Genomic DNA, 26598 nt, shown 5'->3' on the forward strand with positions numbered 1-26598 from the left:
CGATGGAAGATGTTTTGTCTTATGGACTGTTTCCTGAAGTGGCGCTAAAATATTTTGAGGCCAAAGGTTTGCTCTAAGAGATGTAGTTAGTTGTTAACTGAATGATGCAAGATGGCGGGAGAGAATCTTCCGCCATCTTTTTGTCTTTATTGCATTGACTTCGTTATGTGAGTATAATAATTTATAATAAGATAGGTAGTAATTGAAATTGCTGATAGAGGCTGAGGGGTGTGCAGTGTAATTTTGAATAAGCAAATGAGATTTTTACATAAAACCACAATGAATATTATGAATCATTTGGATTTTGACGAACTCATTCATGCGCTTGTTTGCCAAGCTGCGCAACTTGTTTTGGCATCAGCCGGTTTTATCTATCTTATAGACAGTACTAAACAAATTGTACATTGTACTGTTGTCGAGGGGGAAAACCAAAAAATCACCTACTATCCTCTACCTACAGATGAAGGTGTCATTCGGGAAGTCTTGAAATCAGGTAAGCCTTTGGTTACTGATGATTATTCCCAATATGCACAGCCGCTTGCTGATCCGCTATTAAATCAGTTAAAAACATTTGTGGTTGTGCCTATTTATTCGGCAAAAGAAATCATCGGTACCATTGGTGTCATTTATGATAAGGTACAAGCTGTTTCAACAGAGAAATTAGAACTCTTAAGTGTTTTAGCTGATTTGACAGCTGTAGCTATTGATAATGCTCGATTGTATGCTCATGCCCAAGAGGAATTAAAGGCACGTATTCAGCGAGAAAAGGAACTCATGACAAGTGAAGAAAAGTATCGATTAGTTTTTCACAATGTCAATGATGCTATTTGTTTTGCCGATGTCCAGACGTTACAATTTATTGAAGTCAATCAGCAGTTTTTAGATTTATTTGGCTATAGTCAAGCTGAGATTAGTAAACGCATTCTTCTTGAACTTGCAGCGGAAACCGAACAAGTACTGCAAATTATGGAAGCGGCCCAGAATGGTAAGCAAATTCATATTGATGAACAATGGTATAAGCGCCAGGATGGAACGGCTTTTTTGGCGGAAGTTCATGTAAATACTTTTTGGTGGCATGATAAGCTTGTTCTATGTGCCGTATTTCGCGATATTACGGATCGTAAGTTACATGAAGATCAAATTGCCTATTTGGCTTATCATGATGTTTTGACAGGATTGCCGAATCGTCGTTTAGTAGAAGATCGGCTGGAGAAAGCCATTGCGCAGGCTAAACGCTCTAAGCAACTTCTTGGGGTACTGTTTCTTGATTTTGATGGTATGAAGCCCATCAACGATGCACATGGTCATGCAGCAGGCGATAAATTTTTGAAGGATATGGCAGATAAACTTGTTCAGTATACGCGTGATGGTGATACGGTAGCTCGGTTAGGTGGAGATGAATTTGTTGTTGTTTTGTCTGAATTAGATAGAAAAGAGGATGCCAACGAAATTTCTCAGCGACTCATTGAGCAATGTCAGGAAAATTTTGAATTAGATGGGGATAACTTTGTAGTATCCGTAAGTATTGGCGTTAGCTTTTATCCAGAGCATGCAAAAGATGGTAAGACACTGATTAAATATGCTGATCGAGCGATGTATCAAGCCAAACGGTTAGGTGGAAAACGTTTTTGTATTTATGAAGCATAACTGATAAGGCTTTTTTTATCTTATTGTATAACTTATGCGATACTTCGTTTATAATAGAAAGCAAGAGGTGGTCTTTTATGGAACTATGGTGTAGTGAGCATCAAACGCAAGATGTGCAACTAAGTGCGCGAATTCGAAGTACTTTATTTTCGGGAAAGTCTGAGTTTCAGGAAGTCATGGTGGTAGATTCGTTTGAATTTGGCCGGATGTTAGTACTTGATGGTGTATTTCAAACAAGTATTTTCGATGAGTTTATTTATCACGAAATGATTGCCCATGTCCCCCTGCATATTCATCCGAATCCCCGTAAGGTACTTGTTATTGGTGGCGGTGATGGTGGATCAGTACGAGAAATTGTGAAGCATCCCGCAGTAGAAAACGTGGAACTTGTAGAAATCGATGGGCTTGTAGTAGAGGTTTCTAAAAAATATTTACCAGAAATCAGTTCAGCGTTAATTGAAAATCATCCTAAGCTACGTGTCAATATTGGCGATGGTATTCAGCGTATGAAAGCAGCGAAAAGTGAATATGATGTGATCATTGTTGATTGTTCGGATCCCATTGGTCCTGGTGAAGGATTATTCACTTATAGTTTTTACCAAAATGTTTATAAGGCATTAAAACCTGATGGTTTATTTGTTCAACAGACAGAATCACCGTTTTATCATCAACCGCTTATTAAGAAACTACATAAAGATATTCAGTCGCTATTTCCAATTACTGAGCTTTATTTGGCGCAAATTCCTCTTTATCCAGGTGGACTGCATTCTTTTACGATTGGTTCGAAAAAATATGATTCCAAATCAGTAAATATAGAAAAAATTCTTGATCTGCCTTATCGCTATTATAATAAGGACGTGCAGCAAAGCTGTTTTATATTGCCTAATTTTATCAAAAATATTATTGCTTGACAAAAGGTTAGTCGAAAGGGGAAAACTTCTTGTAAGGAAGCTTTCCCCTTTCTTTATGATCATTTCCAAGTCAATTATTGTTTTAACTGTTCTGGATTGAGTGAAAGAAGTTCGGGTAGTACAAACAAACCATCTTTACGAATGAGTTTGTCGTCAAAGTAGATCTCGCCTCCGCCATAGTCTGGGCGCTGAATGCAGACAAGATCCCAGTGGATGGCGGAGCAATTGCCATTAAAAGCAACATCATAGGCGTTGCCAGGCGTAAAGTGGAAACTGCCATTGATTTTTTCATCAAATAGCGTATCTTTCATAGGCGTATAAATGTAAGGGTTTACACCGAGGGCGAATTCGCCGATAAACCGGGCGCCTTCATCCGTATCTAAGACTTGGTTGATTTTTTCTGTATCATTCGCTGTAGCTTTGATGATTTTTCCTTCTTTAAATGTTAACTGAATAGAAGTATAGGTAAACCCTTGATAAACAGCGGGCGTATTGTAGCTTAAAGTGCCGTTTACGCTGTTTTTAACTGGTGCTGTATATACTTCACCATCAGGAATATTTCGCAGGCCAGAGCATTTTATAGCTGGAAGACCCTTGATAGAGAAAGTTAGGTCTGTGTCAGGACCTTTAATATGCACCTTGTCTGTTTTGTTCATCAAGCTGATAAGGGGGTCCATAGCTTTTGCCATGCGTCCATAATCAAGGTTACAGACGTTAAAGTAAAAATCTTCAAAAGCCGCTGTGCTCATATTCGCTAATTGAGCCATAGCGCCATTTGGATAGCGTAGTACGCACCATTTCGTGTTGGGAACGCGAATATCCGAATGAACCGGTTTAGACCAGAGTTGTTGGTAATTTTGTAGCTGCTTCGCAGGAACATCAGCAAGTTCACTGACATTATAACTGGCTCGGATGCCAAGGTAGGCCTGCATTTCCTGCATGCGCTGTACTTCAAATTTGGCATTTAACTTCATCTGCTCAGGTGAGGCTTTTAGCAGTATTTCTCGTTGCAGTCGATTGTTATAGACGGAGACCAAGGGTAGTCCGCCTACTTCATAAGCCTCGGCAACAAGAGCCTGTGCCAAAGGAATGGCGTCGTCAAAGACTTCAATTAATATTTTTTCACCCTTTTGAAGTGCTGTGGAATAGTGAATAAGATTTTTGGCGAGCATTTTTATGCGTTCATCCATTGTAATTCCTCCTAGTGATTGTTGACCTTAAAAGTATTGCCAAGAAAGGTCTTTTCAATTAAGTTTAACATAAAATGAGAAGTTCCTGTTTTTTCTATTTACAAATGAGAAAAAACTTGGTATTATATCAAGGCAAGCCAATTCCAGTGGTCGTGTCTAGCTGACGAAAATGGAAAAATTTTCGTAAAGGATACTAAAAGGTGTTTAAACAAAAACCATAAAAAAGACTTGCAATATAATAAACGGTGTGATATAATATTATATGTTGTTCCTCGATAGCTCAGTTGGTAGAGCAATCGGCTGTTAACCGATCGGTCGTAGGTTCGAGTCCTACTCGAGGAGCCAATTAAATGGCGCGTTGGTCAAGCGGTTAAGACACCGCCCTTTCACGGCGGCTTCATGGGTTCGAATCCCATACGCGTCACCATTCATGGGCGATTAGCTCAGCTGGGAGAGCGCCTGCCTTACAAGCAGGATGTCGGCGGTTCGATCCCGTCATCGCCCACCAATAAAAAACAAACTACTCATTTGGGTAGTTTGTTTTTTATTGGTTATTCCTGTTTAGAAACCGAGATTTTCGCCAATGACGAAGATGAAAGTCGGTGTCTGTGGTAAAGCCTTTTTTATAATCGTCGTGACATTACAGATACGCGAAGGGCCTTGGCAGTCCATGCAGATGCCGCTTGTTGTGCAAGGATTGGGCCTATTGAGACGCTTATTATTGATGGGAGCGGCTTCGTATTGAATACGCTTATAAGCTTCATGCGTATCGCTGACAACCTTATTAATTCCGACGACAACAATGACTTTTTTTGGTCCAAAAATCATGGCTGCCACGCGATTTCCTGAGCCATCGACATTCACAAGCTGTCCATCGAGTGTTAGGGCATTGGTGCTTGTTAGAAAGACATCCGCCGTGAGTTCTTTACGTCGTATATCTAATGATTCTTCTGGTGTAAGACCACTTTGGCCATGGTTAAATAGTGTGTTGCCGCGTTTGGTTAATTCGTCTAAGAGACCAATTTCTTTTACTGTTGCAGAACCACCAAACCCTACGGTATCAGTAGGGGTGATTAATTTCAGAATTTCCTGCGCCGCTTCTGCTGCAGTTGGAAAATAGGCTGCGGAAAATCGATTTTTTTGTAAAGCATCGACAACTTTTTTACCGATTGTATTTGTGTGCCACTGACGATTTTCGTCATTCATTATTTTGTTAACCCTCCCTAGTTGTTGTATAATAAAAAAATAAACTCTTCTTTATTGATTTTCGTTGCAGAAAAGTATTTTCCTCTTTAACAAGAAAACAAAAGCGGCGGATCAATGATTTTTAATCAATAGGCAAGGGGGAATTGCATGTGACATGGGAGCAGCCTAGTCTGACACGCCTAAAGATCGCTATTATTTTATTTGTATCCATTCAAATCATTGGTGTGTTAGGTTTTATGGGAATTGAAAATATGTCGTTCATTGACGCAGTTTATTTGACGGCCGCTACCGTTTCGACTGTTGGTTATGGTGATGTTGTGCCAAAGACAGTATGGGGGCGTATATTTGACATTGGCCTTATTATGACAGGCGTTGGTATGGCTTATTACACATTTTCACTTGTTATTACTATGTCTATTGAAGGCCAATTAAAAGATTTGTTTGGGAGGAAGGGTATGAATCGGAAAATCGCTAGTTTAAAAAATCATATTATTGTTTGTGGGTCTGGCAAGGTAGGAAGTAGTACGATCGAGCAGTTGGAGCTAGAAGAGGAATCTTTTGTTGTGATTGATATTAATGCCACAAACTATGAACAATTGGTTGATAAGAAAATTCTTGCTGTTCATGGTGATGCTACATTAGATGAGGTGCTTATTGCTGCTGGTGTGCTTCGGGCACGGGGAGTTATTGCTGCTTTGCCTCATGATTCTGAAAATGTTTATGTTACGTTAACGGCAAAAAGTCTAAATCCAGCTATTACAGTTGTGGCTCGGGCTGATCGTTCAGAGGCCGAAGAAAAATTGAAACGTGCTGGAGCTGATACCGTTATTTTTCCTTCTGTTATGGGGGGGCGTCAATTGGTTACAGCCATGATTAAACCGGATATTTCGCACTTAATGGAAAATGTTTTTTATAATCAGGAACTAAATCTAGATATTCATCAAATTACAATCGGAGAGAATTCATCATTTATTGGTAAATCTTTGGCGGAGAATTCCATTAGGGAACGGTTTCGTACCATTGTTGTGGCAATTAAGCGGGGTGAACAATTACTTACGACGCCAGAACATAAGGAAGTCATCCAACCGGGTGATATATTAATTGTTATTGGTGAACGAAACTTACTCAATGAATTGCATGCTTTGGCTTTAGATGTATAATGGATACGGCAAAGGAGGACTTGTTTTGAATACGGAAAATAGGCGCAAGGCCCTACTTGAAAAATTATGCAGTAATAAAATGCCGCTGACTGGTGCTGTTTTAGCACGGGAATTTGCTGTGAGCCGTCAAGTTATAGTCAATGATATTGCTATTTTACGGGCTCTTGGCTCAGATATTTATGCCACGCCGCAGGGATATCTCATTCCGTCTGTTGCTGATCAGTCATTGGAAGTCAAGATTGCTTGTAAACATAACGCCGAAGATCTCGAAAAAGAACTTGTCGTTATGATTGAAGAAGGAGCCCAAATTTTGGATGTTATTGTTGAACATCCTGTGTATGGTGAGATTAAAGCCAATTTGATGTTAACCAATCTATTTGATGTTCGTAGTTTTGTCGATAAACTAGCCACGACTCGTGCTGAGCCCCTTTCGCTTATTACAGGTGGTGTTCATCTTCATACCTTGCTTGTTCGTTCAGAAGAACAGCTTCAACGTATAAAAAACAAGCTGCATGATTGCAGCTTGTTAGCAAAATGAGTGGAAATGCAATCATGAAAGTAAGATAATGTTTTTTCGGACATACTTATCACTTAACGGCATATATGTAGTTAGTATACTAAGCAGCCCATAATTAAGGGACTGCTTTTAATATTGTCTGCTGATTATTTATTTGCTATAATGTATTTACACGTGACAAGACAGTTTGAAATAGGAGGAAATATGAATATTCTTACTCGGCTGGAGTCAGTTCCAGTAAATTCCTTTCATTATCGCTTACTATTCATTATTGGTTTGGGGTGGATGTTTGATGCTGCAGATACAGGACTGGTTGCTTTTGTTTTGCCATCTCTTGCAAAAGAGTGGGGTCTTTCAGCTCAGTCTGTTGGCTATATTGGCAGCATTGGGTTAGTCGGGATGGCGCTTGGGGCTGTATTAGCTGGGTCCGCTGCTGAAAGATGGGGGAGGCGTAAAGTTTTTGCTGCCACACTCGTGACCTATGGTATTGCAACAGGTTTATGTGGTCTAGCCTGGAACTATGAGTCCCTCATGATTTTTCGGTTCTTTGTTGGTTTTGGTTTGGGTGGTCAATTGCCTGTAGCTGTGACACTCATGAGTGAATTTTCTCCGGCAGCCAAGCGGGGACGGTTTATTGTACTGCTGGAAAGTTTTTGGGCTGTAGGCTGGTTTATTGCCGCGCTTATTGCTTACTTGGTGATTCCGGCTTTCGGTTGGTCTGCTGTCTTTTTTTTGGGAGCTCTGCCTGCTTTTTATGTTTTTTGGATCTGGCGCTCTGTACCCGAATCTGTACGTTATTTGTTGCAAAAAGGCCGCTATGAGGAAGCTCATAATATTGTAAGTCGTATTGAAAGACTTGGCGGAAAAAAGCCGCCAAAATATCAAGAAGCTGCGATGAATGGAGATTGCAGCGCGGCGGCATCACTTACTTCACAGGCTTCGTCGTTCAGTTTGTTATTTCAGCCTAAACTGGCGAAAAGAACGGCTTTATTGTGGATATTATGGTTTGGTCTGGTTTATTCTTATTACGGCATTTTTACGTGGTTGCCATCGCTCATGGTTGGACAGGGCTTGGCTATTGTAAAAACATTTGAATATGTTTTGATGATTACTTTAGCTCAGCTACCGGGCTATTTTGCTGCGGCAGTGCTGGTAGATCGCTGGGGTCGTAAAAATACACTCGCCACCTTTTTGTTATGTAGTGCCGTAGCGGCGTATGGATTTGGTCATAGCAGTACAGCAGTAACCGTGATAGGCTGGGGTTGTGCTATGTCATTTTTCAATTTAGGTGCCTGGGGTGTCATTTATACTTATACGCCGGAACTTTATCCGACGACAGTCAGGGCAGTTGGCACAGGTTGGGCGGCTGGTATTGGTCGTATTGGTGGGATTTTTGCTCCGGCAGTTGTGGGTTGGTTGTTGCCGCAAACAGGTATAGGTTGGATATTTACGATGTTTATGATTGTTTTAGCTGTTATAGGACTTATCGTTCTTCTTTTGGGGCAGGAAACGAAAAAACAGGTTTTGGCAGAGCATATGTAAAATTTGTTTTTATGTTTGCTTAGCTATTTTGTCTAATGGTATAATGAAATGTAGAAAACAGGGTCGTTAGCTCGTTAAGGAGTGACAGATATGATTCACATTTCATTTTTGATTGGTCTTTTGTTTGCCTATTGGATTTATCGAGATGCAAAATCGCGTGGCAGTAGTTTGGGCAGTGTTGCTGTTTGGATGTTAGGCTCATTAACTTCCCTGTGGTTTTTGTTTGTGCCGCTTTACTTTATTTTTGGCCGTAAAAAAAAGGATTTACAAAATCCTGATGACAATACGATTGATGTGGATGCAACCGTTCTTGAAGAGCCTTTTACTTGTACCATGTGTGGTAAAGAAGTGAAAGCCCAATTTAAGGTTTGTCCTTATTGCGGGCATACACTTCGTCCGAAATGTGCTCATTGTGGTCGGGACGTGGATCGTTATTGGCGGAATTGTCCCTATTGCCATGAGCCGCTTGATGCCAAATAAAAATTAGACAGATACAGATAGTTATGGTATAATACTATCTGTGTCAATTGAGCGCCCGTAGCTCAGGGGATAGAGCATCGGCCTCCGGAGCCGTGAGCGCAGGTTCGAATCCTGCCGGGCGCACCACTAGAAGGCTTATAAACCTTTGTATTTCCTGCGTTATACTGCAGGTGATGCAGGGGTTTTTTTGATGCCTGGGTGGCTACAAAAATTTATTTTAGATAATGTGACGATGGAGAGAAAATATATTTATTAATATTACATATTTTGGCAGAGGACAATGGTCCTTCATGTCGAAATTTGACATAGTTATATGTTTTAAGACTGGGGGGAGATTTAATGAGATTCTTTGATGACATGAAAGTAAGTTCTAAATTGGGCATCCTAATTCTTATCGCATTGCTATCTATGAGTAGTATCGCGTATACTGGTTATTATTATCTTCAACAATCAAACGTCAGTATGAACACAATGTATGCAGATCAATTAGTGCCAATTGCGCTTATTAACGAAAACTATGCTCATGTTAATAAGGTAAATCAAGAAATAATGGAAATGATGCTCACAACGGATAACCAAAAAAAGCAAGAATTGAAAAGAGTTATTGATGAGCGGGTAAAAAACTTTAATGATAATCTAGCCGAGCTTGATAAGTCTAATTTAGATTCTACAGCTAAGGAAAAATTGGCCGGATTTAAGATGTCTATGCAAAAATATCGTGAAGCAAGAAATAAGGTTATTGAGTTAGCAATGCAAAATAAAAATGCAGAAGCTTATGCATTATATACGGCTACGGTCGATTCATTAGCCTCGGAAGCTCTTAATCGATGCATTGATCTCTCGAAGTATTCCATTGAATTGTCAAAACAAGTCGATGCCGATAACAAGGCATCATTTGAAAAAGCTGAACAGATTACCTTTGGTGATATTTTTATATCCTTCGTAATGTTACTTTTAAGTGGTTTTTATATTACCAAAATGATAACCAAGCCGCTCAATACAATGGTATTAATTTGCAAGAAACTCGCAGACGGAGATTTTCGTGATAAACCACGAAAATTGGTTAGAAAAGATGAAATTGGTCAATTAGCAGATGCTTTGCAAAGTATGCGAGGTAGACTCTGTACAGTTTTGAAACAGGTCAATGAATCAGCTGAAACAGTGGCGGCTTCTTCGGAAGAGCTGACTGCCAGCGCTGAACAGTCAGCTCAAGCTGCTAATCAGGTTGCAGGTTCTATTAGCGATGTGGCACAAGGTGCAGAAAAACAATTAAATGCCGTAAACGAAACATCTTCTGTGGTAGAGCAGATGTCAGCTGGTATCCAGCAAGTAGCTGCTAGCGCCAATCAAGTAGCCAGTAATTCATCTCAAGCCGCTGAAAAGGCAACCGATGGTGATAAGTCGGTGGATAAGGCTGTTAATCAAATGGCTCATATTGAGCAAACTGTAAATAATTCCGCACAAGTTGTAGCTAAATTGGGTGAACGGTCAAAAGAAATCGGGCAAATTGTCGACACAATCTCCGGTATTGCTGGTCAGACAAACCTACTGGCGCTTAACGCCGCAATTGAGGCTGCCAGAGCTGGAGAACAAGGCAAAGGGTTTGCTGTTGTCGCTGAAGAGGTCCGTAAGCTTGCGGAACAATCACAGGACGCAGCAAAGCATATAGCTGCACTAATCAGCGAGATTCAAGGGGATACAGATAAAGCTGTTGTTGCCATGAGCGAAGGTACTCGTGAGGTTAAAGTAGGAACAGAGGTTGTTACTACGGCTGGTCATGCGTTTGGGGAAATTGCGACACTGGTAACGCAAGTATCCGAACAAGTGAAGGAAATTTCCGCTGCTATTCAGCAGATGGCTAGTGGCAGTCAGCAGATTGTAGCATCGGTGAAGGAAATTGACGGTCACAGTAAAGCAGCCGTTGGAAAAACACAAACTGTGTCGGCGGCAACAGAGGAACAATCGGCATCTATGGAGGAAATCGCCTCATCCAGTCAGAGTCTTGCCAAGTTGGCTGAGGATCTCCAGGAAGCTGTTAGCCATTTTCGAGTTTAGTTAAAGTTTGGGACAAATAAGAAAGCACCTGTTAGCCTATGCATGTAAATAGGTGGCAGGTGCCTTTTTCATATAGTAACCCGCATATTCAGCGACTACATATGGATAGGAAGTCGGAAACAAAATGGTTCCGGAAGACCTGTTGATGAGAATTATTTTGTTCGGATCTAAATGTGTATATAAAACACACAGATGTTCCTTTTAGATTGACATTTATAAGAATAAATGATAAAATATATAAATGCATTGATAATTTGATATCAAATCTCGGATGAAGATAATGGGAGAGAGATTTTATAATCCGCCGAAGATGTTATGCTTTCAGGCAAAAGGACCATTATTGGACGAAACTCTGGAGAGACTCAATGGAGAGCACCGAAGGAGCAAGCTGATTATTTTTAATCAGTGACTCTCTCAGGTAAAAGGACAGAGCTAGTTAGCTGCTTTTTTTGAGGCCAGATTTATAATTTGGTCTCTTTTTGTATTTTTTTGAGGCGAAAGGTGGTTTATGTATGGCGGAAAATCAAAATTTATCGAGAGGACTAAAAAATCGTCATGTTCAATTACTTGCGATTGGCGGTGCAATTGGTACAGGATTATTTTTAGGTTCTGGCAGGTCTATTCACTTGGCAGGTCCATCTATTTTATTTGCATATATGATAACAGGGGCGATTTGTTTTTTTGTTATGCGTGCTCTCGGGGAATTATTGCTTTCTAATTTGAAATATCATTCTTTTGTCGACTTTGTACGTGACTATCTAGGCAATGGAGTAGCATTTATTACTGGATGGACCTACTGGTTTTGTTGGATTTCACTTGCCATGGCGGACGTAACTGCCGCCGGACTTTATATACAATACTGGCTCCCCAATATAGCTCAGTGGGTTCCGAGTCTTATGATTCTTGTAATTTTACTGATTATGAATCTTACTGCAGTAAAGGTATTTGGTGAAATGGAATTCTGGTTTGCTTTGATTAAAGTTGTTGCAATTTTAGCACTGATTATAATTGGTACATATATGATTATTAAAGGATTTTCTACCGATGCCGGTGCATCCAGTTTTGCCAACCTTTGGAGTAATGGCGGCTGGTTTCCCAATGGGATAAGCGGTTTCATTCTTTCCTTCCAAATGGTCGTATTTGCTTTTACCGGAATCGAATTAGTTGGCTTAACAGCCGGTGAAACGAAAAATCCGGAACAGGTTATCCCAAAGGCGATCAACAATATTCCAATTCGGATTATTCTTTTCTATATCGGAGCACTTCTTATTATTATGAGCATATATCCGTGGACTTCAATTAGTCCGGCTAAAAGCCCATTTGTACAGGTATTTGCTGCAGTGGGAATTGCAGCAGCAGCAACGATTGTAAATTTTGTTGTACTGACATCCGCTGCATCTGCTTGCAACAGCGGTATTTTCAGTACAAGCCGTATGGTTTATTCGCTTGCTAAAGAAAATAATGCACCTGAGTCAATGAAAAAGTTAACATCCAGTCAAGTACCTTTTAATGCTACCGTGTTCTCGGCAATTGTCGTCTTGATTGCGGTTATCCTGCAATATATTATGCCGGAAGGGGTATTTGTTCTCATTACGAGTATTTCAACATTCTGCTTTATCTTCATTTGGGCAATTATCACGATCTGCCATTTAAAATATCGCAAAATAAATCCTGAACTTGCTGCCAGGAACAAATTTAAAATGCCGCTGTACCCAATCATTAACTATATTATTTTGGCATTTTTTGCGTTTGTTTTAGTTACTTTGGCCCTTAATAAGGAAACTCGTGTAGCCTTATTTGTAACACCGATATGGTTTATCATGCTTGGGGTGATTTACAAGATATTTAAATCAAAAATGAAGGATGAAGAAGATACCGCAAGCAGCATAGTATAAACCAACAATTTTTTCAAAGATATAGGAAACGGCTATTTGTCTAGTAAGGGACAAATACCCCTTTTTGAATTTGCCCTGAATGGGTGGTAATCCAGGCGTACAACTGATTGCTAGGGAAATAAAGTTAATAGAGAAGCTGGTGATAATTTATGAATAGGAGCATAAGTGAAGCATTAGCACTTATTGAAGTATTCCGGCAATTAACCCCCGATTCTATTGCGGCTTTGTCGTCCTGTGGAACGATGTGTTATCTATCCAAAGGAGAACATTTATTTTTTGATAAAGAGCAAGTGGAGATGCTTTATATTGTTGGAAACGGCCTTGTTTCACTCTATAAAGTCAATTCTCAAGGAGAGAAAAAAGTCATTTTTATTTTAGATAAAGGACAGCTTATTAATGAGGTGATTTTGCAAGGCCACTCTGCTTCAATCAACTGTGAAGCATTTGATGACGCACAAATCCTCTGTTTTGATAGATCAGACTTTCTGCGTGTCATGGAAAATGATTTTGCACTTACTAAATTTGTTTTAGATTCGCTTTCCATAAAAGTAAGACGACTGTATCGGCAACTAAAAAATACCTCTAATTCGGTGCGGGGAGATAAGCGCATTGCTGCTAAGCTGTGGAAGCTATCCAACGACTATGGAATTCCTTGTGAAGCTGAAACTAAAATTAACTTGAATTTAAGTATTACCTATCTGGCAGATATGTTGGGATCTAAACGCGAGACCGTTTCACGACAGTTAAAAGATTTGGTCAGACGAGGATTAATTCGAGTACAGGATGGCCAATTTATTATAACGGATCGTGATAAATTATCAAAATATTTTAAACTGCCGTGATTTCTATTACGGCAGTTTTTTTTTGCTTATTCTATAATGTACTTATTTTATAATGCAATTGTTAAATTTTGCACAAGGTTGTAGCCAGCCTTTTTATTGCTATAGATATGGAGGTGATATTGAGAAGAAATTTTTTCTGCATCAGAAAAAAGATCCCAATGATAAATGGCTGGTACGAAAACTGGATTACGACAGGCGGGGTCTCTGCCAGTATGTTGGAAAAGGCTAAGGAGAATATTGATAAAACGCCTTATGGATCGATGATAGAATTAGTACAGGGAAATGCACTGAAACTGCCTTTTGCTAGCAATACATTTAACGCTGTAACAATCGGATTTGGTTTGCGGAATATGTCGAATTATCAGCAGGTAATTTCCGAAATGGCACGTGTAACGAAACCAGGCGGTCGGGTTGTCTCACTTGATTTGGCAAGTGCTGTTATCTCCGCGAACGGTCAGCTTTATACCAGGTGGCATACATGACTGGCAGAACCAGCAGCGTCAATACGGTAGCGACAAATAAGCCGGCCCCAATGGCGACAGCCATTGGTCCCCAAAATATGTTGGAAACTAAGGGGATCATCGCTAAAATAGCAGCTGCGGCCGTCAACAAAATGGGGCGTAAGCGAGTTAGCGTAGCGTTGATGATGGAATCCCACAAGTTTTCACCGGCAGCGAGATGTTGGTCAATTTGATCCATTAAAATAACTGAGTTGCGCATAATAATCCCGGATAGGGCTAATATACCGAGCTGCACCACAAAACCCATAGGTTTACCCGTTGCAAAGAGGCCGATGGCAACGCCAATGATCCCCAGCGGTGCCGTTAATAATGTTAATAACATTTTGGGGATATTTTGCAGTTGAAGCATCAAGAGAATCATAATGGTGATAATCATGGCTGGTACCGGGGCTAAGAGTAATTGTGTTCCTTTAATACTATCTTCCGTTGCACCGTCATATTGGATTTCATAACCGGGGGGCAGGCTGGCACGCAGCTCATGAAGGTTTTCATATACCTGGCGGGTAACATCATCTCCGGTTACGCCTGGCTTTATTTCTGCCCGTACTGTGATTGTTGGTTTTAAATCGCGGCGGTAAATGAGTCCCTCTTCCGCGTCAAAGCTTATTTTGGCAATTTGGTCCAGTGGTACATACTTACCATTACCGATAGGAATAGCAAGGTCCTTGATGCGGGCGGGGTCATTCCTGGATTCTGCATCAAAACGGAACATCAAGGGAACAGTTTTGTCGGTTTCCCGAAATTCGGTAATACTTGTTCCTGATAGCTGGGCTTGGAGTGTCGATGCTAAAGCTTCAGAAGTAATGCCCAGGTTACGAGCTTTGTCTTGATCCATAGATAAATGCATAATTTTACTTTTCTCATTCCAGTTCATGTTGACATTTTTGGTGCTGGGATGAGCGGCCATGACAGTTTGGACTTGCTTCGCGATTTCACGAACTTTATCATGATCATAACCTTCTATGCGGAGCATAACCGGATAGTCGGCAGATGTTCCGGTACTGATTACTTTCGTGTGAACCTGTACGCTGGGAAACTCTTCGCTTAACAATTTGCTGACCTTCCTATGCAATTGGTTACGGGCGTCCGTATTCTTAGCAACAATCACAAACTCGGCAAAATTGGTTTTATTAAAAGTAGGATCGAAAGTGAGGACAAAACGAGGCGCTCCTTCCCCTACATGGTATGTATAGTAGTCAATCAGAGCATCATCGTTCAATTTTTGCGCAACCTGGCTGGCGACTGCTTCCGTATTTTTCAGGGAAGCTCCTTCCTGCAGTTTTAATTGTACGATAAGTTCAGGCCGGGTAGATGCCGGAAAGAATTCTTCTTTTATCAATCCCAATAAGCCAATGGACGCGATAAATAACACTAAAGTAGTAGTCAGCACCATCTTACGGTGGGCCAGGCACCCGATGAGTATTTGTTTAAATAAACGGTAAAGTTTTGTATCATAAACGGGATGCTCCTTCTTGTCTTCAACTGTTGACGCGGCGGGGTTGATCAGGTGGTATCCACAGAGTGGAGTTACTGTAGCGGCGACAATCCAGGAAGTGAGCAAAGCAATAGTGATAACGGAAAAAATGCTGGCGCAAAATTCGGAAGCGCTGCCTTGTGCAAATCCGACGGGAATAAAGCCGGCGCAGGTAATCAGTGTTCCCGTTAACATGGGAAAAGCAGTGACTTTATAAGCATAAGAAGCAGCACTCAGCCGTTCCCAGCCTTGTTCCAATTTTACCGCCATCATTTCGATGACAATCATAGCATCATCGACAAGCAGTCCCAGCGCGATGATGAGGGCTCCCAGTGATATGCGTTGCAGTTCAATATTCATCAAATACATGATCGTAAACACGACAGCCAGGACAAGGGGGATGCAGAGTGCGACGACAAGACCCGAACGCAGGCCAAGACTGGCAAAACTAACAATAAAAATAATGATAATGGCTTCGGCAAGCGATTTGACAAATTCGCCAATGGAGTCTTCGACGATTTTAGGTTGATTCACGGTCTGATGAATTTCAAGGCCCGCCGGGAGTTCCGTTTTAATTTTTGTTATGGTTTTTTCTAGATTGTTTCCCAGAGTGAGAATGTTTTCCCCAGGCTCCATGGCTACGGTAATGCCTATTGCAGGTTGACCATTATAGAAAAATTTAGGATCGGTTGGTTCGGCATAAGAGCGGGTGATTTTGGCGATATCTCCCAAGCGGAAGGTACGTCCGTTGGACGTAATAGGGATAGTTCGGATGTCCTTTAGTTGTTCAAACATACCCGTTATGCGTAAATACACATTATCTGTTTCTGTTTCAAGCATTCCGGCAGCAGCCATAGCATTTTGTGCCTGAATGGTGCTAGTAATTAGCGCCGGGTCAATTTCTAACTGGGCCATTTTATTATTTTCAATTTCGATATAAATGTTTTCTGTTTGTGTACCTAACAGTTGAACTTTTTTTACACTAGGCACATCATGGAGGATGCGGCGAATTTTTTCCGCCTTTTCCCGCATTTCTTCATAGGTATAGCCGTCACTGGTAAGAGCATAAACAATTCCGTATACATCATCAAAACGGTCGTTAAACTGCGGTGTTTGAACTCCGGCAGGCAAAGTGGCCGCCATATCATGAACCATGTTGCGGACTTCCAGCCATTTGGCGCGAATGTCTTTTTTAGGGACTGTATCTTTTAAGTTGACGTAAATAATAGTTTGTCCCGGAGTGGAATAGCTTTGCAAGTAATCCAGTCCAGGCAAGTCTTGCAAGGCTTTTTCCACTTTGTCTGTGACTTGTTCTTCCATTTGACGTGCAGTGGCTCCCGGCCAGGTTACGCTGACTACCATTTGTTTAATGGTGAAATCAGGATCTTCCATACGCCCTAAATGGCTATAAGAGAATAAGCCGGTTATAAAAAAGAGCGCTATGAAAAAATAAACAAATTGTTTATGATGCAAGGCCCATTCAGCTAGGTTGAATTTTTTCAAAGGACATCACCGCCTGATTTCACTTTTTGACCTTCAGTGAGTCTATGAACGCCGGCAGTTACAATACAGTCACCCTGTTGGAGGCCGCTAAGCACCTCAATCGTTCCGTTGCCGAATTTACCTGTTGTAATGGGCTGCAAGGTAATCACATTGTCCTTTACTACCCAAACAGCCGGTGTATTTCCATCTTGATAAACGGCAGTCAGCGGAATATTTACCGTCGGCTGCGTATAGCGATCAGCTACCTGAATGGCAGCTGTCATACCGAGTTTTATTTCCGGCGGCGGATTGATTAGACTAATGCGTACTTTAAAGGTGCGGGTCATTGGATCGGCCATCGGTGCAATTTCTCTTATTTTGCCGTCAACCGTTACAGTGGGAAGTGCCCAAAAGGTTGCTTTAATTTTTCCAGCGTTACGCAGTTCTTCTATTCGATTTTCAGGAACACTGATCTCCACCTCCCGCTCGCCATACTGAACTACGGTAACAACCGTTTGACCGGCACTAACTACTTGACCTGTTTCGGCGGTGATGTTAGATACGACACCCGGTTTATCGGCTCGCAGGAGACTATAATCCAGTTGATTGGCGCTTTGTGCGTATTGGGAGGAGGCCTGTTGTACCCCGGCAACCGCTACATGATAAGCATTGGCATATTGGTCATACTGAGACTGACTAATGGCTCCCTGGTCTAATAGCTGCCTGTAGCGATTAAGATTGCTTTCTGCCAGCTTTAGCTGCGATTCGGCAGACGCTACTTGGGCTGAGCTACTGTTTACCGTTTGCTGAATGTCTTTGGCATCAATTTGCATTAATACATCACCTGTATGGACTTTAGTGCCCAGTTCCACATTTCGCTTTATGATCCTTCCATTGACTTGAAACGCTAGTTGGCTTTCATATCGGCCGCGCACTTCACCGGCATAGGTGTATCCTCGTGGACCGTCTGTAGCACTAATAGTAGCAGTACGCACAGTAACAACATCTTCAGCCGTAACTTTTGTTCTGTTATTCTCATTCAAGATAATGCCCACAGTAATGCATAATCCTGTTGCTGCAGCTAAGACATAATATAATTGTTTCTTGGGAAGTTTAGTTAGCCAATGTAATAGTTTCATGAGTGTACTCCTTATTCTTACTTTTTTGAGGATAAAATGATAGAGGCCTTTTCGTATTCGCATAAGAGCGCTGGAACAGATGCTATAGTTATGTCGTAGACAACATGGGTATAGTAAGCTTTTTTTACATCTTGTATAAATTAGTTATGTTAGGTTTTGGATATTAAAGGTTTAATTGGATTAATGTTGCCTGGATACCAAGATACTTGAATTGCATTCAATTAATTTTTCTGAAAAAACCGCTCAGCCAAATACTGTTTGGATGGCGGGAGTTTTTAAATTTGCTTTGAACCAACTGAAGGATAATTTTACTTATTTTAGAGGAAAAAATGATATATTTATATCATAATAATGCCCGGACAGATACTACTGTTAACCTGTAGAACAGTGCATAATAAGCCTCCCTTACATTTGTAAATCAGTTATGTTTGATTGGATTAAATGTTGCCTGGATGTCAAATTAATTGAATTACATTCAATTAATTTTTCTAAAAAAACCGCTCAACCAAAACTTGTTTGGATGGCGGGATTTCTTTTTAATTGTCTTTTAACTAACTGATTCATAGTAGAATATGGATTGTTTTTTCTTGTGCACCCAACGCTTTTTCAATAAGCTCTTCTGCCATTTTTAAGCGAAAAGATAAAATATCGGCAGAGGTTTTTTGGTAGAGTGCTTCACTTAAAAAATCTACAATAACCAGGATATAATCTACGGCGGTCGGAGGATGAGACACGCAAAAATCTTGCTTGGCTATTCCTTCTTCTATAATTTTTAGCAGCCAAGGAGAGAACGCCAATTCAAGTTGACGAAATAATTGAACTTTAAGATGCAAGTTCTGAGTATCATATAGCATGTTGAGCAGTAATCCGTCTTTATAACTAGCCTTATGTAACGTGGTAGATATCGTTAAAGCTATTTTTTCTGACGGAGAGTTATTGAGACAAATGATATTTTGAATTTCCGAAATCAGGGAAGAGGCGTGGCGATCAAGCAGCGTTTCCAATACGGCTTCTTTTGATTTAAAGTAATAATACAGCATTCCCTGCGCAACACCCATTTTTTTTGCGATGTCACTGATGGTTGTCGCCTGGTAGCCTTTGGTGAAAAATAGCTGATCGGCAGCATCTAAGATTTCATTGATTCGAATTTGGGGATCTTGCGGAGTTCTAGCCATATATATACCTCGATAATTTGAATTATATTCAAATTATAAATCCTGTAAGAAAATATTGTCAAGGATAATTTTTGTTGGCACTTATAGGTTCTTTCATTGAGAAGATATTGATGCGAAAACTGCCATCAAAGATCTAACAGGTGGTTGAGGAATGACTTTGTTTGGTTTGGGACAATTTGAGCTCTGTAAAAAATGGGATTGACAGGAATTATCTATGTGTGGTATATTGGTACCATTATCATCTTAGTTGATCAGAATAGCTGAAGACTAAGGACGTTCTCGTAAACGTTCTTAGTCTTTTTTTGTTATTACAAGTGAACAGTTTATGAACGGAAGAGGCTGACTAGAAACCTAGAGGCTGAGCATTCAATTTGAAGCTCAGCCTCTTTTGTTTTATATAACATAACGGGAGGGATGAGCAATGATGAATGTGATTATTATCGGTGCGGATCATTTAGGGAGCATTGAAAAAAATTTAACTACATACGGTGCCACTCAAATTGCTCATGTGAGCGGACGGTCGACACTGGATCGAAAAATTGCTATTCCGCAAACGGCCTCGTTAGTCGTTATCCTTACGGACTATGTGAATCATGGGACAGCCAAACATGTTAAAGCGGCGGCAAAAGCGCAAGGCATACCAGCTGTTTTTACCAAACGCTCGTGGAGTTGGCTAGAGCGACAGTTAATCAAGTCAGGTTTTAAACGACAACAGCCAGAGTTAGTTTAATTGGTCGAATCCTAATTAATAGAGGAGATATAGAGCATGGCTAAATTTACTATCATTACTTCTGATGATCAATATCAAGTGGAGGTTTCTGTGGGCAGTCGTATTTTGAATGTCGCCTGTCAAGCGGGTATTGCTTTGGACACACTTTGTGATGGAAATTGTGGAAACTGTAAAGTTCAAATTATTGAAGAAGAGACTCAAAAAACTTTATGGGTTCTTGCTTGGCGAAAAAGCTGCCTTTAGTACATAATACTTATTTTGAATAAACCCTTTATTGAATTGTTGAGCTTTACCAATACAGCCTCCTACGAAGTTGTTTTATCTCGTTCCTATGGTTTAGTTGCTAGTTCATTTTATAACAACCATAATCATTATTTGTAAAAATGAATAAAGTGAATTGATCCTTTCTACTCAGCCTGATGTACTGTTGAGTGATGAAGTGATTTCTGTTCTTGATCCTCAAACAACCTATTCCATTTTAGAGTTATAAAAAAATATTAATAAAAAACTTGGTTTAACCATTATTTTCATTACACGAGTTAGACGTGTTAAATCATAGAGGTTTTCAGGAAAAAAGAGTATTTCTAGGGGAGAAGGAATTATCCTTGTCGTCACCGAAAGGGCAAATATATTGGAGTTGCCTAAAGTGAATCGAGTTTTAGGAACAATCATTGAGAATGCAATTAATAAAATAGAAAGATAAGCAAAAATATAAGGGGCTCACAAACGAAGTACTTGCATTTTTTTTGCATAATATGGTATTATCAAGTTGATTTACATACATCATTTCTAGGGTGGCATCTGCGAAGAGTCACACCGTTGACAAAATGTTTGGTTGTAAATGGTTGTAGTGGAAATTCATATTTAATAAAACCGCTTGGATCCACAGGACTGAGACGGGAGGTAGTAAGGGTGAATTACGCCTTTCGGACATGTGCCGGAAGGTTTTTTATTTTTTTTTCTGTCTCGTTACACGGATGTGAGCGGTGGAGGGAGTGAGCGATGAGAAAAACTAGTTTTGCTATTATTGGGGCGGGTAAAGTAGGAAATATATTTGCAGCGAATTTGTATCAGTGTGGTTATAAGTTGGTGGGCGTGGCGAGCAGGACTCCGGCTTCAGCTGCGGCACTTGCTGAACATTTCGGTGTGCCGTGGTCGGTAAACCCGCTAGATATTGTGAGAAAAGCAGAGGTTGTTTTTATCACTACATCAGACCGATATATCGAGAACGTTGTGCGGCAGATTGCCTTTAGCGACGGCTGGTGTAAGGGGCAGTATGTGTATCATAGTAGTGGGGCTTTATTTACTGATGTCTTGATAGCTGCCAAAGAGCAAGGCGCTCATATTGGTGCTTTACATCCCTTACAATCATTTGCTGGTACGAAAGGTAAGAAAAATTATTTGTCAGGCGTATATTTTGCTGTAGACGGGGACACGCAGGCTATTGAACTAGCAAAAACTATGGTGCGGGATATGGGAGGACATAGCTTTTTTGTACCACCAGATAAGCGGGCTTTATATCATGCTGCTGCCTGTATTGCTTCGAATTATTTGGTAGTGTTGGTGCATAACGCAGTTAATCTCTTTCAAAAATTCGGGTTATCCGGTGAGGAAGCGACTACGGCTCTCTTGCCGTTATTACAGGGAACGCTGGATAATTTGGCCAACAAAGGGGCCGAAAAAGCATTGACAGGGCCGATTGTAAGAGGCGATGTCCATACTGTGGCTGCACATCTTCAAGCATTGGATTTGACTGATGATGACATTGAAAAGTTATACAGACAAATGGGCTTGTATACTTTGCGGCTTGTACAACAAATCAACAGTCTTGAAGAACCTCAGATTGAGATATTGAGAAAAATGCTGACTGATAAAAATGGAGGAAGATATGAATAACAAAATAACAACAAGTATTTTGCGTCAATACAAAAGTGAAAGCAGAACAATAGTCATGTTGACAGCATATGATTATCCTATGGCTAAACTTTTAGATGAAGCTGGGGTAGACATGCTTTTAGTGGGGGATTCATTAGGAAATGTTGTTTTGGGCTATGACTCTACCATTCCGGTGACAATGGAAGATATGCTGCATCATGTGAAAGCCGTCTGTCGTGGTGCCAAGCGTGCGATGGTTGTTGCTGATATGCCGTTTATGTCTTATCAAATATCTATACAAGAAGCTTTGAAGAATGCAGGGCGCTTACTGCAGGAAGGCGGTGCACAGGCTGTAAAACTGGAAGGTGGAATAGCTATGGCGGCTACGGTGCAGGTCATTGTAACAGCAGGTATACCAGTGGTGGGGCACTTAGGATTAACGCCGCAGTCTGTTAACCAACTGGGCGGTTTTAAAGTACAGGCCAGGGATGAACAAGCTGCCCAAAAACTATTGGATGATGCCCGTGCGTTGGAGACGGCAGGCGCATTTGCACTGGTGTTGGAATGTATTCCAGATGGACTGGCCAGACGGGTAAGTGAGTCCATTCACATTCCTACGATCGGCATCGGCGCTGGTGTAGCCTGTGATGGACAAGTGCTGGTTATTCATGATCTATTGGGCTTGAATTCAGGTTTTACCCCGAAGTTTGTAAAAAAATATGCGGATTTGCATCATGAAATGATGGATGTTATTCAAAAGTATATAGGCGATGTAAAAGAGAGAAAGTTTCCTTCAGAGGAGCATAGCTTTAAAATTGCGGATACCATTCTGGAAAAATTGTACTGATTGAATTTTGGTAAGCAAGGAGTATAGACGATGAAAGGACTCAATATATGAAAAAGTTGTAAAGCTTTTTTCGTGAAAAGGAGTTTTTTTAAATAAGAAGAATTAATAAAAATAGAACAAATAATTTCATTATATTGTGTTTTTATCTACATGATGGGGCAAGGGTGCCTTTGTACAGTATTGCTGTATAGAAGGTGCCCTTCTGAAGAAGAAAATGGAATTTTTAATAATTAAAATCGAGCCAGGTGATATAAGTTTCGACGATCAGATTCACATTAAAAAGATTGGGGGAGATTAGGAATGTACTTTAAGCCTTTATTTGAGAATGATGTTCCCAATGTAATCCATTCCTAGACGGAAAGGATTAGCATTGGAGCATAACCTTCCGTCTAAAGTAAGCGTTGGATTAAAAGGAGCGGGAGGGATTTTCAGTGATAAAAAGACATATGGGCTCAATATATTTGATTTTAGCCGCAAGTATCTGGGGCGGCATGTATGTAGTGAGTAAACTGGTGCTTGCAATTATCTCACCAATAGAGTTAATTTGGCTAAGATATTTAGTTGCTTTGTTTACGCTGGGGCTGATTGGAGTTGCTACTCGACAATCATGGAAAATACAGACCAAGGATATACCAGTGGTTTTTTCTATTGGGATCATTGGATACTTTATTTCAATCTGGGCTCAGTTTGTTGGGACAAAGTTTTCTTCGGCTCAAATGGGAGCAGTTATTACTTCGGCAACTCCGGCATTCATGGTTATATTCGCTCGTATTCTATTAAGAGAAAAAATCACTTCAAGAAAAGTATTATCTGTGTGTCTAGCAACCATTGGAGTATTATTGATTGTAGGGATTGGAGACGTCGGGAAGTCATCTCAGATTGGTGGTGTTATCTTAGGAATAGCGGCATTAACTTGGGCATTAATGTCTGTGCTTATAAAAAAAGTTCCAAGCGATTACTCACAACTCGTCATTACGACATACGCCATTTTGATAGCGACTGTAGCAATGACACCGTTTGCCATTGCTCAAATAAAGTTGGATGAACTCCATTTGCTTATGCAGCCAATTGCATGGGGAGGAATATTGTATCTTGGGATAGTTTCAACGGCAGGTGCATTCTTTTTTTGGAATAAAGGGCTACAAATGGTCGATGCGACTCGTGGAGGGCTGTACTTTTTCTTTCAGCCTTTGGTTGGAACCTTACTTGGTTGGTTCTTTTTGGGTGAACAAGTTGGGGTTGCTTTTTGGATTGGTACTTTGCTGATCTTAGGTGGGGTATTGTTGGCTATTAAGGAAGAAGCATAGTTTGCTGAAACAGAAGGCAGTATTCTTAATCTAAGAGAGAATGTTTGGATGTAATTAATTGAACTGATTAAAAAAAATTGCGCTTTTGGCGTAGCTTTTTTAATCAGTTCTTTTGTTAAATAGGCCTGTTTAGGAAAGGATGGTATAGGTAGAAGGGCTTAGGGTTTTGTTTTTTAGGAATAAAAAATAGCCAGGACCATGGTTAAGAGTCCTGACTTATGAGAGAAGTGAATTATGTGCTTTTAGTATGCCTTGAAAATTGGTTTTTATGTAGGAAATCTAAAATGTGTTTGAATGAAAAATTCATAAATGATTAAAATTGAATCTAATCGTTAATAGGATGTTATAAATGGAGCAGAATATAGCTAGAGGGGGTAATGATTTGGCAAAAACGGTGGTATTCGATTTTGATGGTGTCATTCATAGTTATACAAGTGGTTTTAAAGGGGCTGATATTATACCGGACCCGCCAGTACCAGGAATCAAAGAGGCGCTGGAAACGATTCGAAAGTATTATAGGGTTGTAGTTGTATCAACTCGGTGCCACCAAGAGGGTGGCATGGAAGCGATTAAGCAGTGGATGAAAAAATACGGGATTATAGTTGATGAAGTAGTTGTTCATAAGCCGCCGGCAATTGTCTATATTGACGATAGGGCAATTACTTTTGACGGTGATCCAAGTAAGCTGTTGTCGAAGATAAAAAAATTTAAGACATGGTATCAAAAATAAGCAGAAAGCAGTAGTACGGTTTTTATCGTTACCAATCATACATGTGATAGGAGTGTTTCACTTCATCTTGCTCTGACAATTGTAATAATTCACTGACAGTAACAAACTCATAACCTTGTTTTTGTAAATTATCTATTATATACTGAATGGCCTCGGGAGTAGATAATGGAAACAAACCATCATGCAATAAAATGATGCTTCCAGGTTTAGCCTTGTCTAATACAGAGTTTACGATTTTTTGAGTTGAAGTATGAGCCCAGTCACGTGGGTCAATTGTCCAGAGAATTGTAGTATATCCTAATGAAAGCGCAGTTTCTACTACTTTTTTATCGTAAAGACCACCTGGGGGCCGAAAAACGCCTGGCTTAGGAGCTTTAGGAGTTGTTTTCATGATGAGCTTTTCTGTTTTAGTAATTTCCTGTTTAACGTCCTTTTCGGACAGCTGATTTAAATATTTATGACTATATCCATGGTTGCCAATTTCATGACCATCTTTTAGTTCTTGTGATAATAATTTAGGAGAATGATCAATATTTTCCCCTAATATAAAAAAAGTAGCATGTATATGTTTTTCTCTTAATATATCAAGTATTTTTGCAGTGGCTTTGACATGAGGTCCATCGTCAAAGGTTAATGCAATTACTTTGTGAGTTGTAGTAATACCTTTTACAATGTGGCTCTTGCACCAGAGTTCTTGATCAATTTGCGTTTGAATAAAAAACATAAAAAATGTAAAACAAGTTAAATAAAAATACCGATGATTCATCATATCACCGTCCTTGATATGGGAGCTTTAAATAATTATGAAGAAATTAACGCGATCATTCATAAATTTCCGCCTTTCAGCAATTTTATGGAAGGACCTTTCATTTTTAGCCATAGGTAAAAAAAGAATATTATGCTTATCGAGCAGGGAAAGCATGTTTAACATTGAAATTTGATTTAATAGACTTTTTATCAGGTCAACGGGAAAGCCTGATAAAAAAATTTATGAAAGGGGACGCGAAGAAAGTGACTAGGTTGGGAATTTGCGGGCATCAATATGATGAAGAGCAAACGGTGTCAACCCTTTGTCCCGTCTGTGAAGAAAAACTTTTTGGGACATTGCCTGTATTGCTTGGTAGTAGAACGGAAGTTTCTTTAGCAATGAATATTCGATCTGAATTATTGCGTGAGGTAGCCTTGATGATGGTAGAAAATGAGGATTTGCACCGTAATATGCGTATATCACAATTGATTGATAAACGAAAAGCCAAGTGGTGGGTGGAACATCGCAAGTATAGTGTGCAAGAGATTATGGTGGCTTTGCTGTAAAAAGACAATTCTTTTTGACAAACGTTCAAATTAAAAGTAAAATTAATGCGAGTATTGCTGATTGCATTCCACAGGCTAACAGCGTGCTTTTTTTATAATAAATAGCATTGGAAAAGTTTTACAGGGGAGGTCAAGGATGGTTATTGCAGTGATCGATGGGATGGGCGGTGGATTGGGCGTTCAACTCGTTACGCAACTGAAGAGTCAGTTAGGGGCTAAAGGTGAGATTATTGCTTTAGGAACTAATTCTTTAGCAACAAACAGTATGGTTAAGGCCGGAGCGCAGCGAGGGGCAACAGGAGAAAATGCCATTGCTATTTCTGTCAAGCAGAGTGATATTGTTGTGGGACCTATTGGGATTGTTATTCCGAATGCGCTTATGGGAGAGATTACGCCGCGCATTGCTGAGGCTGTTGCCACAGTAAGAGCACGTAAGATTTTAATTCCTGTCAAACAAAATCATTTTGAAATTGCTGGGCTTGAAAGTCGTCCGCTGGCTTTTTGGATTAAAGAGGCTGTTAATTGTATTACAGCTTTGTGCGTGTAGAAGGAGTGTTAT

General features: G+C 40.2%; 24 protein-coding genes, 4 tRNA genes and 2 riboswitches. Of the genes, 22 read left to right on the plus strand and 6 right to left on the minus strand.

What is annotated here, in order from left to right; all coding sequences use genetic code 11:
* Nucleotides 1–243: 243 nt before the first annotated feature.
* Complete coding sequence (locus Ga0466249_RS21260) at nt 244–1647, plus strand: sensor domain-containing diguanylate cyclase (RefSeq protein WP_215831505.1); 1404 nt, start codon at nt 244–246, stop codon at nt 1645–1647.
* Nucleotides 1648–1724: 77 nt separating this feature from the next.
* Nucleotides 1725–2558: a polyamine aminopropyltransferase gene (speE, locus tag Ga0466249_RS21265; protein WP_215831506.1), complete on the plus strand. Its 834-nt coding sequence runs from the start codon at nt 1725–1727 to the stop codon at nt 2556–2558.
* 74 nt (nt 2559–2632) lie between these two features.
* Here speE and Ga0466249_RS21270 read toward each other — a convergent pair whose 3' ends face one another.
* Nucleotides 2633–3748, minus strand: a complete 1116-nt coding sequence (locus tag Ga0466249_RS21270) for an aminopeptidase (protein WP_215831507.1) — start codon at nt 3746–3748, stop codon at nt 2633–2635.
* Nucleotides 3749–4017: 269 nt separating this feature from the next.
* Here Ga0466249_RS21270 and Ga0466249_RS21275 point away from each other — a divergent pair.
* The 3 genes from Ga0466249_RS21275 (at nt 4018) to Ga0466249_RS21285 (ending at nt 4256) form a co-directional block, all read left to right on the plus strand.
* Nucleotides 4018–4093, plus strand: a tRNA-Asn gene (locus tag Ga0466249_RS21275).
* A 7-nt stretch (nt 4094–4100) separates the two neighbouring features.
* Nucleotides 4101–4175 (plus strand) — tRNA-Glu (locus tag Ga0466249_RS21280).
* A 5-nt stretch (nt 4176–4180) separates the two neighbouring features.
* A tRNA-Val gene (locus Ga0466249_RS21285) sits at nt 4181–4256 on the plus strand.
* A 53-nt stretch (nt 4257–4309) separates the two neighbouring features.
* Here Ga0466249_RS21285 and Ga0466249_RS21290 read toward each other — a convergent pair.
* The gene (locus Ga0466249_RS21290) at nt 4310–4954 is read right to left on the minus strand and encodes a lactate utilization protein (protein WP_215831508.1); all 645 of its coding nucleotides are present in this window, start codon (nt 4952–4954) and stop codon (nt 4310–4312) included.
* 149 nt (nt 4955–5103) lie between these two features.
* Here Ga0466249_RS21290 and Ga0466249_RS21295 point away from each other — a divergent pair, with 149 nt between their 5' ends.
* The 9 genes from Ga0466249_RS21295 (at nt 5104) to Ga0466249_RS21335 (ending at nt 13927) form a co-directional block, all read left to right on the plus strand.
* Complete coding sequence (locus tag Ga0466249_RS21295) at nt 5104–6114, plus strand: potassium channel family protein (RefSeq protein ID WP_312889816.1); 1011 nt, start codon at nt 5104–5106, stop codon at nt 6112–6114.
* A 25-nt stretch (nt 6115–6139) separates the two neighbouring features.
* A complete protein-coding gene (locus tag Ga0466249_RS21300; protein WP_215831509.1) occupies nt 6140–6652 on the plus strand; it encodes a transcription repressor NadR in 513 nt (170 codons plus the stop codon).
* A gap of 183 nt (nt 6653–6835) precedes the next feature.
* Nucleotides 6836–8173 carry an MFS transporter gene (locus Ga0466249_RS21305; protein WP_215831510.1) on the plus strand — a complete coding sequence of 446 codons (1338 nt, stop codon included), beginning with the start codon at nt 6836–6838 and terminating at the stop codon, nt 8171–8173.
* A gap of 90 nt (nt 8174–8263) precedes the next feature.
* Nucleotides 8264–8653 carry a zinc ribbon domain-containing protein gene (locus Ga0466249_RS21310; RefSeq protein WP_215831511.1) on the plus strand — a complete coding sequence of 130 codons (390 nt, stop codon included), beginning with the start codon at nt 8264–8266 and terminating at the stop codon, nt 8651–8653.
* 51 nt (nt 8654–8704) lie between these two features.
* A tRNA-Arg gene (locus Ga0466249_RS21315) sits at nt 8705–8779 on the plus strand.
* Between the two features lie 213 nt (nt 8780–8992).
* On the plus strand, nt 8993–10708 hold the full coding sequence (locus tag Ga0466249_RS21320) for a methyl-accepting chemotaxis protein (RefSeq protein ID WP_215831512.1): 1716 nt from the start codon (nt 8993–8995) through the stop codon (nt 10706–10708).
* Between the two features lie 271 nt (nt 10709–10979).
* Nucleotides 10980–11055: riboswitch (glycine riboswitch) on the plus strand.
* Nucleotides 11056–11148: riboswitch (glycine riboswitch) on the plus strand.
* A 72-nt stretch (nt 11149–11220) separates the two neighbouring features.
* Nucleotides 11221–12603 carry an amino acid permease gene (locus Ga0466249_RS21325; protein ID WP_215831513.1) on the plus strand — a complete coding sequence of 461 codons (1383 nt, stop codon included), beginning with the start codon at nt 11221–11223 and terminating at the stop codon, nt 12601–12603.
* A 149-nt stretch (nt 12604–12752) separates the two neighbouring features.
* On the plus strand, nt 12753–13445 hold the full coding sequence (locus Ga0466249_RS21330) for a Crp/Fnr family transcriptional regulator (RefSeq protein ID WP_246588945.1): 693 nt from the start codon (nt 12753–12755) through the stop codon (nt 13443–13445).
* A 119-nt stretch (nt 13446–13564) separates the two neighbouring features.
* Complete coding sequence (locus Ga0466249_RS21335) at nt 13565–13927, plus strand: class I SAM-dependent methyltransferase (RefSeq protein ID WP_215831514.1); 363 nt, start codon at nt 13565–13567, stop codon at nt 13925–13927.
* On the opposite strand, the gene Ga0466249_RS21340 is transcribed toward Ga0466249_RS21335, so the two are convergent.
* The 3 genes from Ga0466249_RS21340 to Ga0466249_RS21350 all read right to left on the minus strand — a co-directional run bounded on the left by Ga0466249_RS21340 (nt 13884) and on the right by Ga0466249_RS21350 (nt 19236).
* Nucleotides 13884–16943, minus strand: a complete 3060-nt coding sequence (locus Ga0466249_RS21340) for an efflux RND transporter permease subunit (RefSeq protein ID WP_215831515.1) — start codon at nt 16941–16943, stop codon at nt 13884–13886. The genes Ga0466249_RS21335 and Ga0466249_RS21340 overlap by 44 nt on opposite strands.
* Entirely contained in the window at nt 16940–18061 is a 1122-nt protein-coding gene (locus tag Ga0466249_RS21345; protein ID WP_215831516.1) for an efflux RND transporter periplasmic adaptor subunit, read from the minus strand. Before Ga0466249_RS21345 ends, Ga0466249_RS21340 begins: the two co-directional genes overlap by 4 nt.
* A gap of 560 nt (nt 18062–18621) precedes the next feature.
* Nucleotides 18622–19236 carry a TetR/AcrR family transcriptional regulator gene (locus Ga0466249_RS21350; RefSeq protein ID WP_215831517.1) on the minus strand — a complete coding sequence of 205 codons (615 nt, stop codon included), beginning with the start codon at nt 19234–19236 and terminating at the stop codon, nt 18622–18624.
* A 421-nt stretch (nt 19237–19657) separates the two neighbouring features.
* Between Ga0466249_RS21350 and Ga0466249_RS21355 the strand changes: the two genes are divergently transcribed.
* The 6 genes from Ga0466249_RS21355 (at nt 19658) to Ga0466249_RS21380 (ending at nt 24725) form a co-directional block, all read left to right on the plus strand.
* Nucleotides 19658–19966, plus strand: coding sequence for a DUF2325 domain-containing protein (locus Ga0466249_RS21355; protein ID WP_376769317.1), 309 nt, complete (start codon nt 19658–19660; stop codon nt 19964–19966).
* A 36-nt stretch (nt 19967–20002) separates the two neighbouring features.
* Nucleotides 20003–20209, plus strand: a complete 207-nt coding sequence (locus Ga0466249_RS21360) for a 2Fe-2S iron-sulfur cluster-binding protein (RefSeq protein WP_215831518.1) — start codon at nt 20003–20005, stop codon at nt 20207–20209.
* 759 nt (nt 20210–20968) lie between these two features.
* Entirely contained in the window at nt 20969–21862 is an 894-nt protein-coding gene (locus Ga0466249_RS21365) for a Rossmann-like and DUF2520 domain-containing protein (protein ID WP_215831519.1), read from the plus strand.
* Nucleotides 21855–22688, plus strand: coding sequence for a 3-methyl-2-oxobutanoate hydroxymethyltransferase (gene panB / locus Ga0466249_RS21370; protein WP_215831520.1), 834 nt, complete (start codon nt 21855–21857; stop codon nt 22686–22688). The genes Ga0466249_RS21365 and panB overlap by 8 nt, the downstream gene beginning before the upstream one ends.
* 431 nt (nt 22689–23119) lie before the next feature.
* A complete protein-coding gene (locus Ga0466249_RS21375) occupies nt 23120–23995 on the plus strand; it encodes a DMT family transporter (protein ID WP_215831521.1) in 876 nt (291 codons plus the stop codon).
* A 382-nt stretch (nt 23996–24377) separates the two neighbouring features.
* Entirely contained in the window at nt 24378–24725 is a 348-nt protein-coding gene (locus Ga0466249_RS21380) for an HAD domain-containing protein (RefSeq protein WP_215831522.1), read from the plus strand.
* A gap of 28 nt (nt 24726–24753) precedes the next feature.
* On the opposite strand, the gene Ga0466249_RS21385 is transcribed toward Ga0466249_RS21380, so the two are convergent.
* Nucleotides 24754–25494 (minus strand): polysaccharide deacetylase family protein, encoded by a 741-nt coding sequence (locus Ga0466249_RS21385; RefSeq protein WP_215831523.1) that lies wholly within the window; start codon nt 25492–25494, stop codon nt 24754–24756.
* A gap of 242 nt (nt 25495–25736) precedes the next feature.
* Here Ga0466249_RS21385 and Ga0466249_RS21390 point away from each other — a divergent pair, with 242 nt between their 5' ends.
* Both Ga0466249_RS21390 and Ga0466249_RS21395 read left to right on the plus strand, forming a co-directional pair.
* On the plus strand, nt 25737–26039 hold the full coding sequence (locus Ga0466249_RS21390; protein ID WP_215831524.1) for a hypothetical protein: 303 nt from the start codon (nt 25737–25739) through the stop codon (nt 26037–26039).
* 136 nt (nt 26040–26175) lie between these two features.
* Nucleotides 26176–26586 carry a DUF3842 family protein gene (locus Ga0466249_RS21395; RefSeq protein WP_215831525.1) on the plus strand — a complete coding sequence of 137 codons (411 nt, stop codon included), beginning with the start codon at nt 26176–26178 and terminating at the stop codon, nt 26584–26586.
* Nucleotides 26587–26598: the final 12 nt, after the last annotated feature.

The organism is Pelorhabdus rhamnosifermentans (assembly GCF_018835585.1).
GTDB classification, from domain to species: Bacteria; Bacillota; Negativicutes; order UMGS1260; family UMGS1260; genus Pelorhabdus; species Pelorhabdus rhamnosifermentans.

What these genes read in the sequence shown, in the direction of transcription:
- speE (WP_215831506.1), top strand. Translation starts at nt 1,725, where the DNA reads ATGGAACTATGGTGTAGTGAGCATCAAACGCAAGATGTGCAACTAAGT.
- Ga0466249_RS21270 (WP_215831507.1), bottom strand. Translation starts at nt 3,748, where the DNA reads ATGGATGAACGCATAAAAATGCTCGCCAAAAATCTTATTCACTATTCC.
- Ga0466249_RS21290 (WP_215831508.1), bottom strand. Translation starts at nt 4,954, where the DNA reads ATGAATGACGAAAATCGTCAGTGGCACACAAATACAATCGGTAAAAAA.
- Ga0466249_RS21305 (WP_215831510.1), top strand. Translation starts at nt 6,836, where the DNA reads ATGAATATTCTTACTCGGCTGGAGTCAGTTCCAGTAAATTCCTTTCAT.
- Ga0466249_RS21310 (WP_215831511.1), top strand. Translation starts at nt 8,264, where the DNA reads ATGATTCACATTTCATTTTTGATTGGTCTTTTGTTTGCCTATTGGATT.
- Ga0466249_RS21320 (WP_215831512.1), top strand. Translation starts at nt 8,993, where the DNA reads ATGAGATTCTTTGATGACATGAAAGTAAGTTCTAAATTGGGCATCCTA.
- Ga0466249_RS21325 (WP_215831513.1), top strand. Translation starts at nt 11,221, where the DNA reads ATGGCGGAAAATCAAAATTTATCGAGAGGACTAAAAAATCGTCATGTT.
- Ga0466249_RS21330 (WP_246588945.1), top strand. Translation starts at nt 12,753, where the DNA reads ATGAATAGGAGCATAAGTGAAGCATTAGCACTTATTGAAGTATTCCGG.
- Ga0466249_RS21345 (WP_215831516.1), bottom strand. Translation starts at nt 18,061, where the DNA reads ATGAAACTATTACATTGGCTAACTAAACTTCCCAAGAAACAATTATAT.
- Ga0466249_RS21350 (WP_215831517.1), bottom strand. Translation starts at nt 19,236, where the DNA reads ATGGCTAGAACTCCGCAAGATCCCCAAATTCGAATCAATGAAATCTTA.
- Ga0466249_RS21355 (WP_376769317.1), top strand. Translation starts at nt 19,658, where the DNA reads ATGATGAATGTGATTATTATCGGTGCGGATCATTTAGGGAGCATTGAA.
- Ga0466249_RS21360 (WP_215831518.1), top strand. Translation starts at nt 20,003, where the DNA reads ATGGCTAAATTTACTATCATTACTTCTGATGATCAATATCAAGTGGAG.
- Ga0466249_RS21365 (WP_215831519.1), top strand. Translation starts at nt 20,969, where the DNA reads ATGAGAAAAACTAGTTTTGCTATTATTGGGGCGGGTAAAGTAGGAAAT.
- panB (WP_215831520.1), top strand. Translation starts at nt 21,855, where the DNA reads ATGAATAACAAAATAACAACAAGTATTTTGCGTCAATACAAAAGTGAA.
- Ga0466249_RS21385 (WP_215831523.1), bottom strand. Translation starts at nt 25,494, where the DNA reads ATGATGAATCATCGGTATTTTTATTTAACTTGTTTTACATTTTTTATG.
- Ga0466249_RS21395 (WP_215831525.1), top strand. Translation starts at nt 26,176, where the DNA reads ATGGTTATTGCAGTGATCGATGGGATGGGCGGTGGATTGGGCGTTCAA.